This is a genomic window from Candidatus Limimorpha avicola (assembly GCF_056978975.1).
Window position 1 is genome coordinate 1 of record NZ_DBMCYK010000020.1, and the last position, 15,131, is coordinate 15,131.

Here is a 15,131-nt window from a genome sequence, read left to right on the forward strand (position 1 = left end):
AGTAAGCGAGAGCGGAGTGACAGTGAAGAGGATCACCGTTATCAAATAATCATCGAGTATGATTAAGAAGAGAAAGGGGACGCAACAGCGTCCCCTTTTTTGATGTCGTTAAAAAAGAAAATTTCTTATTTGAGATAAAAATCCATATCTTTGCATCATGATTTCAATACAGAATCTTAGCATACATTATACTGGAAAAGACCTTTTTAGCGATATCAGCTTTATGATACGTGAGAAAGACAGAATAGGTCTTGTCGGTAAAAATGGAGCGGGAAAAACAACACTCATTCGTCTTATTTGTGGTCTTGAGAAACCTACTAAAGGTGATGTCGTGATGTCGGATGATGTAAGTATAGGATATTTGCCGCAAGAAAAAAATATATATAGTTCCATGACCGTCATGGAAGAAGTGATGACAGCTTTCGATGAGTATCATGTAATAGAGAAGAAATTATTTGATATTCAACAGGATATAATAAGCCGTACTGATTATGAATCACAGTCTTATCAAAAACAGATTGAGATGATGAGCAGCTTGAACGAGCGTCTCGCTCTATTGGGAGGTCATTCCATTGAGGGGGAGGCGGAACGTATCCTTGTGGGTCTCGGCTTTGAACATGATGATATGACAAGATCAATGACGGAATTCAGCAATGGTTGGCAGATGCGTGTAGAACTTGCCAAGATACTGTTGAAGAAACCTAAATTGTTACTGTTGGATGAACCGACAAATCATCTTGATATAGAATCAATACAATGGCTCGAGTCGTTTTTGAAGTCTTATTATGGTGCAGTACTTATGGTATCACACGACCGTGCTTTCCTTGACCATATTACTATAAGGACAATAGAAATATCAGGGGCCAAGATATATGATTATAAATGTTCTTATTCGGAATTTGTAGAGCGTCGGGAGGAGCGTATAGATCTTCAAAAGGCAGCTCTTGACAATCAGATGAAGGAAATAAAAAATATTGAAGCTTTCATTGAACGGTTTCGTTATAAGGCAACAAAAGCAAAACAGGTGCAATCTCGTGTGAAATATTTGGAACGCATGGATATGGTTCAAGTTGACGATAGAGATAAATCTGCAATACATTTTCGTTTTCCACCTGCACCTCATTCCGGTAAGATAACATTGGAATTACAGCATGTCTCAAAGCGTTATGGAGAGAAACAGGTCCTTGATGATATTAATCTTATTGTTACAAGAGGTGAAAAGATTGCTTTTGTTGGACGTAATGGTGAAGGAAAATCAACTTTGTCGAAGATTATTGCCGGTGTTTTGGATCATGATGGCGAGGTTAAATTGGGACACTTAGTTTCTATAGGTTATTATTCTCAAAATCAGCATGAGATGCTTGACCCGGAGAAAACTGTTTTTGAGACACTCGACGATGTGGCAAAAGGTGATATGCGTGTCAAGGTAAAGTCCTTGCTCGGGGCTTTTCTCTTTAGTGGTGAGGATATTGACAAGAAAGTCAAAGTGCTTTCCGGAGGCGAGAAAGCTCGTTTGTCACTTGCCAAAATGTTGTTATTTCCAACAAATCTGTTGATTCTCGATGAGCCTACCAATCATCTTGATATGCTGTCGAAAGATATTCTGAAATCTGCACTTATTCAATATGACGGAACATTGATAGTAGTGTCGCACGACCGTGATTTTCTTCAAGGACTTACCAATAAAGTATATGAGTTTAAGAAACCTCATATAAAACAATATATTGGTGATGTTTATGACTTTATGGAGGCAAAGAAAATTTCAGAGTTGGAAGAGTTGAATAAAAGAAATAACATACCCAAGCAGTCTCCTCAGTCAATATCGCAGAATAGAATTGATTACGAAGCTAATAAACAAATTAACAAAGAGAAAAAACGACTTGGAAGAGAGGTTAAAAAAATAGAGGAAGAGATCGAGTCTATTGAAAAAGAGTTGGCGGAAATGGAGATGGTTTTATTAAATCCTCACTCTCATCCGGATATTATAACAGATGATAAATGGTATTTGAGATATTCTCAAAAGAAAGAATTTCTGCAGGAACTTATTGATAAGTGGAGCGAGAAGCAGGAAGAGTTTGAAAAATTCTGAGTTTATAGTGTCTCAGATAATATTTCTAAAAATTGTATCCAGTTAAAGTGACTGAAAGAGTCGCCGGTACGAACAATTACGATATTTTTTGATGGGACGATGAAAATGTATTGTCCTAAAAGACCGGTAGCTGCATAGTTACCTTTATCTGTAATTCTCCAACTGTAAGAATAATGATAGCCGTTGTTGTCTTTGGAATCGTTATGAATGGTCATGCATTCGGTTAACCAATTGTACGGAATCAGTTGTTGTCCGTTATACACGCCATTTTTCAAAATAAGATTGCCAAAACGTATTAGATCCATAGGAGAGGCGTTTAATCCTGTAAACCCTTTGATTTGTCCGGTGTCATCGACATTCCAAGTAGCCGGATTTGCCATTCCGAGAGGTTTCCAAATTTTAGCTTCCAAATAGTTTGCAGTATTTGTCGAAGTGGCGTTTTCTAATGCAATGGTTAATAATAATGTATTTATATTCAAGTAATTAAACTCAGAACCGGGTTTGTTTCTGAGATAATAATTATTTATATCTTTATTAAGGTCTTTGCTGAAATATATTCTTGGCACACCATTGATAAATCCGTGACAATCAAGCCCGGAACGCATGTCAAGTAGCATTTGTAAGGTGATATTCCTGTAATTGCTGTCTAATTCCGGAACGTAATATGTAATAGGTTCATTCAAACTATTAAAAAAAACTTCATCTAAAGCTATACCGATTAATGTGGAAACAAAACTTTTTGATATTGAGAAAGTTGGAATGACCGGATATTGAACGGTATCATAGTAATAACGTTCGAAAATTAAAGTGTCATTACGTAAAATCAAGAAGGAGAGGGTTCTTTTTTTTACCAAAAAAGATTCTAATGTATTGTTACTTGTTGCTTTGTGGTATATTTTGGGTAATAATGGCAAAGAATTTGTATCTTATGGAAAATATGAAGGGTTTTCACTGCAATCAATGTTGATTTTATCGAAATAAAATTGATCTTCTATGCTCGGTATTTTATATGAAAGAATGTTTTCTAAATAACAAGATGATAATAATAAGGGAATGAATATAAGAAATGATAAAGATCTCATAATGTATTATTCATTTTTCTGACAATTGTGGGTTTAACAACTTAAAATCACAAATTGAAAGAGAAATAAATCGTTTTAACATTAAAATTGCATGAAAAAAGACGCGTTAATGCGTCTTAAATGTTTGATTATATTGTAATGTAATATATTAATGTTTTTTAAATCTTTCACAATTATCGACGGGTGTAGCGTAAATCTTTAAAAATATTTGTTCCAGTTCATCATAATCTCCGTTAAGTTGGCTTAATCCATTGTTTTTATATTGTATGAAAGATTCTTTATCTTCTTTTGAATAATGATTTTCATAGCGATAGGATTTATTTAGCAGGTCATGTGCTATATAATTGTTCTTGAATAATTTATAATCTCTGTATATTCGATCGTCTATTATCTTTGCAAGTTGTATGAATTTTTCGTTTTTATCGAATCTGTCACAGTATTCAAGTTCTTCTATTATGATGGGAGGGCATATTGAAAGATGTATTTCGCCTTTTTTCTGACTGATGCCATTTAGGATGCTTTTCATATCTTCTCCGGGTTCTTTTTCATATTTTTGGTATTTTGTGATAAAAAGTTCTTGCGTTTTCATGAAATCGCATGGCTCATATTCGTATGATATTGAGATTGGCAAAATATTAATTTCATTGAAATTTTCAACGAAGTTGCTTTTACTACCAAGAGATAGCATTTTCAGTACGCCAAGTTCTGTTTTGTCGTCGCCGTCTTTGGTACGACCATTGCGTTGAGCGATCCAGATAGATTGTTTTTTCTCCAAGATGGTATAACGAATATATTGAGATACCTCGATTGACTGTTTGTAGAAGTCATGAGCATTGCCGCCTCGCATGATACGAAACATTTTGTTTATTTTACCAAAATCAATTATGAAATCACCTTGCATCAAATTGTTTCCGAATGTTATTTCGCAAGTATCGATGTTGTTCTCATAAAGGACACAATCGAACAATGCGGCATCGAGTGCTATGTCTCTGTGATTGCTTATATAAACATGACAGTCGTCTTTATCGATATTGTTTGCTCCTGAATAATGAAATCCTGTTGATGTATTTTTAATAATGGATTTCATTGCAGAATATACGAATTTTACTTGAAACTCTTTAACAGTTTTTATATTGATAAATTCATTGCGATATTCTTCAAAGTTCCTATCAGGGAAAAGATAATGGATTATTGCAGGAAACAGTTCATTATCAGCTAATCTTTTGATTGCGGCAGGGACATCTTTGTCGGAATATGGTTTTATGTTGTCAAATTCATTCATATATAATGATATTATTTGCGGTTATCAATTAGTTTCACAGGTTTACGACTTGTTGCCGGAAAGTTAATTTTTTGTATTATTTCAGCTGGGGTTATTTCTATCTCAGGAGCCACTCTTATACGAGCACGGAAACGGTCCTTGAGTTCTTTCACCACATCGAATTCAGGTGTATGACGTAATCCTATTTTTACTAATACTTCATCGGTACCGGTAGAATTATAGTCTATATAAACTACATAATTCTCAACATATTCGGTATTGTCGAGTACATCGAATATTGCAGGAGGATACAATGTGGTACCTTTCAATTTTATCATATTGTTCTTACGTCCTACCAAAGGGCTGATACGGAAAGACTTGCGACCACAGCGACAAGGTTCGGTATGAATGCTTGCCATGTCTCCGGTCCTGAAACGCAACAGTGGCATGGTTTCAACACCGAGAGTCGTTATTACCACTTCACCTACTTCGCCATCTTTGACGGGAGCATCGTTTTCGCCAATTATTTCTACTATTATTAGTTCTGGATGATGATGACCACCGCAGCCATATTCACATTCCGGGAAAGTGGCTGACATCTCTGTAGATGAATATGTGGCGAAGAGTTGTACATCCCATTTCTCTTTTATCTTCTTGCCGAGAAGATTGAGGTTGAAGTTCTGGTCTCGTAATCCTTCACCAATGCCTATGATACGACGGATAGTAGAGTTTTTATAATCTATGCCGTGTTCTTCAGCGTATTGTATCAGTCGTAATATAAATGACGGCACACATAATATGGTGTCCGGTTTGATACGACGTATGGTGTCCCATTGTAGTTCAGGTATTCCGTTACCGACGCGTATAATACTTGCTCCCAAATCCCTGATACCCAGGAAATAAGCCAATCCTGCCATAAATCTTTTGTCTATGGTAGTCATGAGTTGCATAATGTTGCCGGGTCTCAATCCTGCGCAAATAAATGATATTTTCTCATTATATGCCAATCGTTGTAAGTCTTTTTCACTACATGCAAAGGTAACAGGATCTCCCAAAGTACCGGAGGTGGTTATATAATCGATTATTTTTTCCTTTTGAACGCAAATAAAATCTTCGTTATATAGTTGCAGGTCTTTTTTTTCAGTGAAAGGTATTTCTTGTAACGATTCTATGGTTTTTATTTTTTCAATATCTATATGATTATCATTAAACATTTTGGAATAAAACGGTGATTTTGCGTTAAGATATTCCATTGTCTCACATAATCTTACTTCCTGATATTTCTTTATTACATCAAGAGGTTGATATTCAATAAGGGGATATTTGTTTGTCATAATAATTTTATTTCAAAACATTAATGGAAATCAACCATTCATAAAGTTTTTCTCTCCATTGTGAAGAAACGGTAAAATCGGTGTCTTTCATCCCATAACCATGTCCTCCGGTATCTAAGAGTAGAAAAGAATGACATATATTTTTGTTCGTTAAAGCTTTATCTAATGCCATGCTGTTGCGGTAATCTACCACGTCATCATCTTTGGAAGCCAATATAAAAGTTGGGGGCATATTATCAGGTATTTGTAATTCCATAGAGAAAAGGTCTTTATTCTTTTTTGTTATATTTTCTTTTCCTAATAATGATTTTCGAGACCATTGATGAGCAATGCTGTCTTGCATGGAAACAACAGGATAGATGGCAGCTATCCAATTGGGTCGAAGATTTGTTTCTGTTTGTATTCCAATGTCAGACAAATAGTTGTGATTGGAAAATGCTCCTGACATAGTGACAAGGTGACCGCCGGCAGAGAATCCTATTGCACCAATTTTATCGGTGTCAATACCATGTTTGTCGGCGTTGTCTCTAATCAATTGTATGGCACGCTGAATGTCTTCCATCATAGCAGGATAATGGTAACCTTTTCCTGCAGTACGGTAACACAGCACAAAGGCAGATACCCCTTTTTTGTTGAACCATTCGGCAACCATTTTACCTTCTCGAGTTATTCCGAGATGATGATAACTGCCACCGGGACATATCACAACTGCAGCACCAGTATTGTTGTTTGCTGCTGCCGGATATACCAACATCATTGTTTTATTGCCTTTCATGTTTTCAATATCTTTCCAAATGTCAATTTTAGATTGAGCATTAAGGCTGAAACATACGGTAAAGAATATCGATAATATTATAAATCTTTTCATTTTCATTCTTTTGGGAATAAGAATAATACTTCCTCCGGTGTTAGTTGATGGTAAGTTGGAATATCTCCGTCAAATGATACCAGAAAATATTCTTCATCATAGAAAGAAAGCTTTGAATTAGTGTCAGGGTTACATTCAACATAAACTATTTCGTTTATGTTCAAGTTTTTAGCTTTACATATCTGTTCTGCCAAAGATTTCCCTGCGTATGTCACCGAAGTTCCAGGATTATCTTGATATAATTCTGTTACAATGACATAAGTCTTGCCATTGATATTACGAATTTTCAATCCGCATGATGACGGCATGTCCCATTGTCCGTTAAAAGGAAAAATCTCATCATAATATGTAGGTGAAACTTTCATATTATTAATTTTTTTTAATATTTCTTATCACTTCTTTACCAAAAGACTTGTTGGCGAGTTGTCTGTTACGAGGATGATAAGTGCCGTCTTCCATTTCACGCAACATTACTTTGGTAAAAAGTTTAAACATTTTTTGTTCCTGAGACTCATTTTTATAAAATGTATCCCATGCATAGTCATACAATTCCTGCAATTTTTCTGCAGTCATGTTTTTAGGATGATAAACAACCTGACCGGCATTATAGTGATCCCAATCGAAATCAAAGATACGGCCCTGCCTTAACAGGTCGTCGTATGCTTTGGTATGAGGGAATGGAGATAGTATGGTAAATTCTGCCAAGTCGAGGTCAATTTCCAATAGGAAGTCTATCAAGTGTTTTATGTCATCTTCTGTCTGATTATCAAGCCCCAATAAAATAGTACCTTCCACACCTATGCCATAATCATGATAGCGTTTGACACGTTCTTTTATATAATCTGAGGTATCATATATTGCTTGATATACGTACCATGCACCGGCTTGAGCGGCAAGGTCGAGCACTTGAGAATCGTCTTCTATGGTGTGGCTGATCCATTTTTTCTTGAATGGAATCATCTCTCTAAAAAGTTCCATTTCCCATTCTTTATTTTGAGCTAATGAGTTATCGACGACAAAAAGTCTGTTATTGTCTATTGTTGCTAATTCTTCTATTATTTTATCCATAGGACGGGGACGAAAACATCTGCCTCCGAGATAAGAAACGGCACAAGGATAGCAACTGAAACGGCAACCTCTGGAAGCATGGAAAAGGTCAACCATTTGAACACCTTTGTGATTATACAGGTCTTTTTTATACAGGTCTCTGCGAGCAGGACCGACGAGTTCAATAGGAGGCTGTTTGCCCATGAAATTGTAAACTTTTTTCAATCTGCCATTACGTAAGTCGGCCATCACTTCATCCATACGACCTTCGCTTTCTCCTAAGAAAATAGAATCGGCATATTGAAGTGTTTCTTCTGCATGCAACATTGTGGATATTCCGCCAAACAATACCTTCTTACCTCTATTATGGTATTCTGTTGCTATTGCCCAGCCTCGTTTTACTTGTGTTGACAGCATCATGGAGATGCAAACAAAATCGCATTCTTCTTCAAAGTTAATAACTTCCACGTTTTCGTCGGTAAAAGATACTTCCACATAATCCGGTAGTGTTGCTGCAAAAACAACAGGTCCATGAGGTGGGAGGTTAAATGTCGTTTGTCCGGGAAGTTTATTCCATTTAGGATAAATAAGTTTACATTTCATTTTTTGATATTTTATGCAAATATATAAAAAAATAACACATTTTTTTAACAAGTCAGTCTGTATTGGCAAAGATAAAAATATGACAAAAAAAATCAGTAAATATTTTTTAATTCATTAATAAGAGTATTACGCCCGACAAGTTCTCCGGCAGTTATTATGGCGCTTATGATGACGCCGAGAATGCCATGTGAGTTGGTGTTTTGTCCGGTGAGAAACAAGTTGGGAATTTTAGTACGTTGTGAAATAAATGTTTGCATAGGAGATGTGACATCACGCAAGACACCGTATGTAGAACCTTCTTTTGTGGCAGTATAGTCTTGATACGTCAAAGGAGTTGATGTCCAATAGTTCTCTATGTTGTTTCTGATGCCCGGGAAATCTTCCTCCAATGCAGCCAATAATTTATCGGCTTTAATTGTTTTGAACGTTTCGTATTCGGTACCGCGTCTGCCTACAGTAGTGCCTTGCCATCGTAATACATCGGAGTATTTCATAAATGCAAATAATATAGCTCCTTTTGCCCATTTCTGATTTTTTTCATAACACTGGTGCATGTATAGATAATTTTTTGGCCAGATGTTGTCACTGTATGTTTCGCAATCCCAAACATTTCTGCTCCTATATTTGAAAAAATTACTGTTAAGATAAGGTACTGTGTTGTCTTTGAATTTTATATATACTGTAAAAGTGGATACAGTTTGTTGCATGTTGCAAATTCTTTGACGGTATGCTTTTCTGATAAGATGGGAATCAATCATGTCAAGTAATGTTTCAGGATGTATATCAGAAATAATGTATTTAGAATCAATTAGTTCGCCATTATTTAATCGTATCGCCACTGCTTTTTCGTCATCGCATATTATTTTATTTACAGTAGCATTGTTGTATAGGTCTGCACCCATCTTTTTCAACGATATTATCAATGATTTTGCAATAGTATCGCTGCTGTTGACTATTCTGTAGGCACTGTTGATATAAAAATCGCTGATAAGGGCATGAATATATAAAGGTGTCTTGTTTTTTACTCCGGCATAAAGAGGTGAGTTGCCGGCCAAAATGTTGTTAAGTGTTTCATTGTTGGATATTCCGTCTAAATAATTATTTACGCTTATCTTTACGTGTTCAGGGTCAATCAGGTTTATGTTGTCGAAATCTTTGAATGAGTAATATGGAGAATTATAGGTGATTTTGTGTAAAGTATCCACATAATTTTCTATGTCTTTTCTGTTTTGGGGAAATTTTTTTGAAAGAGTGTCTATGAAATTGCAATGACCATTGGCAAAATGATACAAGTCATCACGAAAAGATATGATATCATATCCTGTCGGGTCCAATGGAGACAATTCTATGTCATTGAGCAAAGAAAGATAATTAAAGTAGCGGTGCAATATCTGACCTTCTTTCATGCTGCCGATATAATGCATTCCCGTCTCAAATTTAACTCCCTGACGGACAAAAGATTGCAAGCATCCTCCAAATTGAGTGTTTTTTTCGAAGACTGCAACTTTGTATCCATGTTTTGCTAATATATATGCAGTGGATAATCCTCCAAGTCCACTGCCGATGATGACAACTTCGTATTTATTCTCCATGACAGTCAATGATATAATCGTATGTAACGTTTTCTTCTTTCCTTATATAATGTAAGTTATTAGGTACTGAGGCACAGTTTAGAGCTGTAAAGTAATATTCTTCCTCTTCTATCAAAGCATTGATGATGGTGTCTTTACAAACTAATGCGGCCAACAGTGACGCAGCTCCTATACCGCAGTTTGTCAACAGGACATTGCATTTTGGGGGTATCATGGCAATCTCCGTTTTATAATTGTCATGTTTCTTTAATGCTGTGATTACACGTTTTTCTATTTCCTTACCTTTATATAAATAATTATTTATCACTTCGTCGGCAAAGTAATCTGCTGTTTCAATCTCCTTGCATAAGAGAGAATACTTTTGGACATATAATTTACGGGTTTCTTTGCAAACATTTTGATATTCTTTACCTTTTAGTGATATTTTTTTCATTATCACAGTATTAAGGGGACCTTTTTTTAAAAGTAAATTTGTTTTTGGCAGATTATATCCAAACCCGTGCAACATGATTGGCTGAATGTCAAGGCCAAGTTGTTCTGCCAAATAGAAAGCACCTTTATGAAAGCGTAAAACAGACCTGTCTTCCGAACGTGTTCCTTCCGGAAAGATGAAAATGGAATATCCTTTGTTTACCATCTCTTTAAGATAATCAAGGTTCTCATAATCAAAGTCTTCTGTGGGTATGAATCCTGCATGGCGAATTACCCATCCGTAAAAAGGACAGTTCCATACCCAATGGTTTGTGAATACTATCACTTTAGGAGTCAGAGATAATATTGCCATCAAATCGATATGAGACTGATGGTTGCTTATTATTATGGACGGTTTGTCAAAAGGTTTTTCTTCTCCTGATTCATTTCTCAGAGAGAAGGAACTCATGGGTATTCTGTTAAGGACGAAATGACAAATATGTTGAAGATGAATACGATATGTTAGAAGATGCTTATCGGTTCTTCTTCCGATAGTGAGAAGAATGAATCCCAATATGTCGAGGTATAATGTGCCGATAATAAATACTGTGAAAGAATAAACGGTAAGGGACAGGTTCTTTAAGGTAATGGGATTTTTGCGAGGAACGCCTTTTTTTGTTGTCAACCATTTGAAGAAAAAAGGAGGTATCACAAAGGCTGTCATCACCACGGCAAACATGCCTAATATCACGACTTCTCCCAATTGTCTCATGGCCGGGTGTTTTGCCAAGATCAACACTCCTATTCCAATAAACATTATCAATGCTGATAATGCCACTGTGCTTTTATATGTGCTGAGCATTTTTTTGCCATAACGAAATTCGTACATGCAGCCTTCAGTCATGAATATCGTATAGTCGTCTCCCATGCCGAAAATAAAGGTTGCCAAGATGATGTTGACGATATTAAACTGCATGTTGAAGACAGGCATTAACGCAAGTATCCATATCCAACTGATTGCCAATGGTAAGAATGATAATAAGGTGAGCTCGATACGTCCGAACGACAGCCACAGGAAGAAAAATACTATACAACTGCAAATAATTAATACCAAATCGAAATCTTCTGATAAAGATTCTATTATTTGCGTCATAATGGATTGCTGATTAAATAAAAACACCTTGTCGGAAGAAAAACGGGTGTCGTTTTTCAGACTGTCCATAATTGCGGCACATTGTTCCGGTTTTACATGTAATACACTGAAAACCATAGCTCTATCTGCTTCGTTTAAAATGTAGTTTTCGGCAAGGTCATCGTATAATGGTGCAAAATAGTCCATATCCTTTACTTCGTAATCCTTGTCGATAAGTTGTTTGAAACCTGTAAATGCATCTTTTTTAAAGCCTTGTTGTACAGCAGCTTCTTCAATAATAGGATATATATTTTTATCATTCCAATATTCTTTCCATAATGCAAGTCGTTCTTTCTGTTTTTCTTTTGAAGGTATGTAAGACCCTATTGAAGTGAGTCTGATGTCTTTGTGTGTTGTTGTAAGTTCTTGTAAATCATTATATATAGATTCATATTCGCATAATGCCGAGTTTATGTCGTTACCTTCTGCAACAATAAACAAGGACATGTCGGAATCTTCAGTATCTTTTGTAAGTTTTTGCATCATGACACGTTGTTCATCAGTCATATAGTTTATTTTACTCATGTCGGCGTCAAATTTTGCTTTATCAAAGAATAGAAAAATAATTGTTAAAACAAAAATTATGAATATCAATGGTTTATAGTTTTCAAAAGATATATTTGTGAATCTTTTGAACAAACGTTTGGGATTTTTTGAATAGCATTTATGGTTTTCCGGTACTATGTGTGGAATGACGATAAGAACGAATAATATTGCTCCGGCAAGTAATAATGCAGAAAACAAGCCGAGATTCTTCATTGCAGGAGAACTGATGAACAGAAGACTGAGAAAAGCTCCTACCGTTGTGATGTTGCCTATAGTAAGAGGTTCTATTATATCGTTGATAGTCTGACGTGTAGAATAAAGATGATATTTATGGTCGAGAAAATGCAGCGGATAGTTGGCGGCAATGCCAATGATTACTGAGGAAATGCCGATAGCAATGAGAGATACTTCGTGATATACCAAAGAGGTTATCCCTAAAGCGAAAAGCATGGCAAAGCATATTGTCAAAGGCAAAGAGATGATGATTTTCAAGGAACGGAATGAATAAAACAAGATGATGACAATAAAAATTATGGCAATACTGACAGTTACTATACTGTCATGTTTGATTTGATCGGCATTGCCGACTGATATATATGCCGCTCCAAATGGCTTGACAGTGACATCATTGTAAACATCTTCAGTGTCTTTTGCACTTTTGTCGATAATATTGATGAGAACCTTGTTGTTGGCAGTCTCGCTCAATGGGAATCCGGATTCTATTCTTACAATAGCTTCTTTTCCATCGGCAGTATAAATATATCCATCTGATACTGTGAACTGTTCATTCATGCGGAAACTGTTTAATCCTGCAAGTAACTCCGACGATATGAGCAACGGGTCATTGCTTATGACACCTTTCATAATGCTTCCTTGTATGCTGCCAAGTATATTTCTGTCGTATCCTAATTGTTTAATAATGTTTTCTTTGATGATAATACTGTCAATACGTTCATAATCTGTTCTGTCGAGAAAATATGGAATGTTTTTTGAAAGAAAATTCATCTTTTCTATTATTGCAGATTCATCGACAGTGTATTGAATCTTTTTGCTATATTTATTTATGTCATTGTTGTTCAAGGTGTTGATGAAATATTCTATTGCTTCTGGTATAACATCGATTCCGTCTGTAAGACTGTCGCGCATGGAAAAATAAACTATTATTGTATTTGATGCACCAATATGTGTGTAAGCATAGTTGATTTGCTCGTTTTGTTTGTCTTTTGGAAGGAAACCTGATATGTCTTCATTGAAATTCATATTGAGTGCGCTTACAGTCAACAGAACAATAAGTGTTGTTACCAAACTAAAAAGCAGGACTTTTCTTGTCTTGAAGAAGTCAAAAAGACGAAGGAAGAATTTATTCATGGCGACCTCCGTTGAAAATATATCTGATTAATCTTGACGGATAACCGTAAACAATAGACAGCAGGCATAACACGGTATTCATCATAGAGATTCTTATGAAATCAGCACCTTTGCGAAAATGTGTCACTCTCTCGCCGGCAGGAGCGTAATAAACTTGTATTGGAATATTTACGAATTTGACATTTTGCCATGCCAAACGTACCAAATATTCCAATTCTGCCTCATAACGGCTTGTAAACAAATGCATGGAAGCAATCATATTAAGAGGATAGGCTCTGAAACCTGATTGAGTATCAGGAAGATATATGCCTGTCTGTAAAGCAAACCAAAAATTCGAGAATTTGTTGGCGAAAGTGTTTCCTTCCGGCATGTTTTCCTGTTTTAGGAAACGGTTTCCGATAATCATGGCACCATTGTTGTTTTTTATTGATTTTATGAATAGAGGTATGTCTGACGCAAAATGTTGTCCGTCAGCGTCAATGGTAATCATATAGTCGAAATTGTGTTGTATGGCGTATAGCACTCCGGTTTTTATGGCATGACCTTTACCTTTGTTCGGGGTGTATGAGATGCAAGTTACCTTGTCTTGAATCTTTAACACTTCAGCATCGCTGCCATCGGTACAACCATCGCAGACGACAACAACATCATCAAGGTATTGCTTAACAGCCAAGGCTACTTCGGCTATTGTCCCGACATTATTGTAACAGGGTATGACAATACATATTTTAGGCTCACGCAACATCTTTCAACGTTAATGATAATTTCGCAAATAATTGTTTGTTTTCCGTATCTGTTATTTGCACTTTACTTTCGGTTGTGTCATCTTTACAGTTTGAAATGTCAAAGTGAAACAGTATGTCGGGATTATTGACCGGCGTCACCATATTGGCAAATTTAAGATTTTTTATCTTTATGATATATAATGGTCTGCCTGTTATCGTTTCCATTAGTTTGCGTGTGATTTCGACCATACAAGCTCCCGGCAACACCGGATTGCCTTCAAAATGGACTTTGAAGATGATATTGTCTCGATTCAGATGGACTTTGAATACCGTTTCGCTCTCTTTTGTATATGTATATAAGGAATTCAACATGACATTTAAAATTTAAAATACCGCTCGTTTTCAGGAGCGTTGAATACAACATCCGACAAGATGATTTTCGCCATGTCTCCGTAAACGTCGGTTATTTCGATACTTTGGATTGTCATTGTATCATTGTCGATAATTATCAGGATGCTGTTAAACAATGATTTAAGGCGTTTCTTTTTAGGTGTCATTTGTACTGTGACGGCATCGGTATCTTTAGAGAAGACTGTTTCGAATGTGTTTTTGTCAAAAACAAAACCGTTTTCTTCACCTGACGATACTATTTTTGCTATTTCTTTAAATAACGGATGATTTTCTGTTGTTGTAACGTTACAGTTATCTTTATTTACAATCTTAATACTGTCATTTATCAAAAGAAAAGATGAGTTGTTGTTCTCAGAATTCCAGTAAAGTTTACCTTTTTTCATATATGCTACAGTGCCGGAACTTTGTATTGTCTCTTCAAGCATGGAAACGGATTTTTCATATTGATAATGACAAAGCATATTATCTATGTTATTGATATTTTCTGAGAATAGTGTTATGATATTTTCTATTTCAGAAACATCGGTAACAGTTTGATTTTGGGCAGACAATGTCAAGGATAAAAGCATAATCATCATTGAAAGTGATAATGTTTTCTTCAT

General features: G+C 35.8%; 12 protein-coding genes. 1 reads left to right on the top strand and 11 read right to left on the bottom strand.

Annotation, left to right across the window (positions count from 1 at the left end; genetic code table 11):
- Window positions 1-157: 157 nt before the first annotated feature.
- Window positions 158-2,089 (top strand): ABC-F family ATP-binding cassette domain-containing protein, encoded by a 1,932-nt coding sequence (locus tag ACZOVS_RS08680; protein ID WP_483996836.1) that lies wholly within the window; start codon window positions 158-160, stop codon window positions 2,087-2,089.
- Between the two features lie 2 nt (window positions 2,090-2,091).
- Here the strand turns inward: ACZOVS_RS08680 and ACZOVS_RS08685 are convergent, their stop codons facing one another.
- The 11 genes from ACZOVS_RS08685 to ACZOVS_RS08735 form a co-directional block, all read right to left on the bottom strand.
- Window positions 2,092-2,916 (bottom strand): serine hydrolase domain-containing protein, encoded by an 825-nt coding sequence (locus ACZOVS_RS08685; RefSeq protein WP_483996837.1) that lies wholly within the window; start codon window positions 2,914-2,916, stop codon window positions 2,092-2,094.
- Window positions 2,917-3,319: 403 nt separating this feature from the next.
- Entirely contained in the window at window positions 3,320-4,453 is a 1,134-nt protein-coding gene (locus ACZOVS_RS08690) for a 1-acyl-sn-glycerol-3-phosphate acyltransferase (protein ID WP_483996838.1), read from the bottom strand.
- Window positions 4,454-4,464: 11 nt separating this feature from the next.
- Window positions 4,465-5,766, bottom strand: coding sequence for a flexirubin biosynthesis putative acyl-CoA ligase FlxY (flxY, locus tag ACZOVS_RS08695; RefSeq protein ID WP_483996839.1), 1,302 nt, complete (start codon window positions 5,764-5,766; stop codon window positions 4,465-4,467).
- Between the two features lie 7 nt (window positions 5,767-5,773).
- Window positions 5,774-6,634 carry an alpha/beta hydrolase gene (locus ACZOVS_RS08700; RefSeq protein ID WP_483996840.1) on the bottom strand — a complete coding sequence of 287 codons (861 nt, stop codon included), beginning with the start codon at window positions 6,632-6,634 and terminating at the stop codon, window positions 5,774-5,776.
- A gap of 2 nt (window positions 6,635-6,636) precedes the next feature.
- A complete protein-coding gene (locus ACZOVS_RS08705; protein WP_483996841.1) occupies window positions 6,637-6,999 on the bottom strand; it encodes a hypothetical protein in 363 nt (120 codons plus the stop codon).
- 4 nt (window positions 7,000-7,003) lie between these two features.
- Window positions 7,004-8,284, bottom strand: coding sequence for a B12-binding domain-containing radical SAM protein (locus tag ACZOVS_RS08710; RefSeq protein WP_483996842.1), 1,281 nt, complete (start codon window positions 8,282-8,284; stop codon window positions 7,004-7,006).
- A 92-nt stretch (window positions 8,285-8,376) separates the two neighbouring features.
- Window positions 8,377-9,876: a phytoene desaturase family protein gene (locus tag ACZOVS_RS08715; protein WP_483996843.1), complete on the bottom strand. Its 1,500-nt coding sequence runs from the start codon at window positions 9,874-9,876 to the stop codon at window positions 8,377-8,379.
- The gene (locus ACZOVS_RS08720; RefSeq protein WP_483996844.1) at window positions 9,866-13,393 is read right to left on the bottom strand and encodes a 1-acyl-sn-glycerol-3-phosphate acyltransferase; all 3,528 of its coding nucleotides are present in this window, start codon (window positions 13,391-13,393) and stop codon (window positions 9,866-9,868) included. Before ACZOVS_RS08720 ends, ACZOVS_RS08715 begins: the two co-directional genes overlap by 11 nt.
- Window positions 13,386-14,138, bottom strand: a complete 753-nt coding sequence (locus ACZOVS_RS08725) for a glycosyltransferase family 2 protein (RefSeq protein ID WP_483996845.1) — start codon at window positions 14,136-14,138, stop codon at window positions 13,386-13,388. Before ACZOVS_RS08725 ends, ACZOVS_RS08720 begins: the two co-directional genes overlap by 8 nt.
- On the bottom strand, window positions 14,128-14,490 hold the full coding sequence (locus ACZOVS_RS08730) for an ApeI family dehydratase (RefSeq protein ID WP_483996846.1): 363 nt from the start codon (window positions 14,488-14,490) through the stop codon (window positions 14,128-14,130). The genes ACZOVS_RS08725 and ACZOVS_RS08730 overlap by 11 nt, the downstream gene beginning before the upstream one ends.
- A gap of 5 nt (window positions 14,491-14,495) precedes the next feature.
- Window positions 14,496-15,131: a LolA family protein gene (locus tag ACZOVS_RS08735; RefSeq protein WP_483996847.1), complete on the bottom strand. Its 636-nt coding sequence runs from the start codon at window positions 15,129-15,131 to the stop codon at window positions 14,496-14,498.

What these genes read in the sequence shown, in the direction of transcription:
- ACZOVS_RS08735 (WP_483996847.1), bottom strand. Translation starts at nt 15,131, where the DNA reads ATGAAGAAAACATTATCACTTTCAATGATGATTATGCTTTTATCCTTG.
- ACZOVS_RS08725 (WP_483996845.1), bottom strand. Translation starts at nt 14,138, where the DNA reads ATGTTGCGTGAGCCTAAAATATGTATTGTCATACCCTGTTACAATAAT.
- ACZOVS_RS08730 (WP_483996846.1), bottom strand. Translation starts at nt 14,490, where the DNA reads ATGTTGAATTCCTTATATACATATACAAAAGAGAGCGAAACGGTATTC.
- ACZOVS_RS08720 (WP_483996844.1), bottom strand. Translation starts at nt 13,393, where the DNA reads ATGAATAAATTCTTCCTTCGTCTTTTTGACTTCTTCAAGACAAGAAAA.
- ACZOVS_RS08680 (WP_483996836.1), top strand. Translation starts at nt 158, where the DNA reads ATGATTTCAATACAGAATCTTAGCATACATTATACTGGAAAAGACCTT.
- ACZOVS_RS08715 (WP_483996843.1), bottom strand. Translation starts at nt 9,876, where the DNA reads ATGGAGAATAAATACGAAGTTGTCATCATCGGCAGTGGACTTGGAGGA.
- ACZOVS_RS08705 (WP_483996841.1), bottom strand. Translation starts at nt 6,999, where the DNA reads ATGAAAGTTTCACCTACATATTATGATGAGATTTTTCCTTTTAACGGA.
- flxY (WP_483996839.1), bottom strand. Translation starts at nt 5,766, where the DNA reads ATGACAAACAAATATCCCCTTATTGAATATCAACCTCTTGATGTAATA.
- ACZOVS_RS08700 (WP_483996840.1), bottom strand. Translation starts at nt 6,634, where the DNA reads ATGAAAAGATTTATAATATTATCGATATTCTTTACCGTATGTTTCAGC.
- ACZOVS_RS08710 (WP_483996842.1), bottom strand. Translation starts at nt 8,284, where the DNA reads ATGAAATGTAAACTTATTTATCCTAAATGGAATAAACTTCCCGGACAA.
- ACZOVS_RS08690 (WP_483996838.1), bottom strand. Translation starts at nt 4,453, where the DNA reads ATGAATGAATTTGACAACATAAAACCATATTCCGACAAAGATGTCCCT.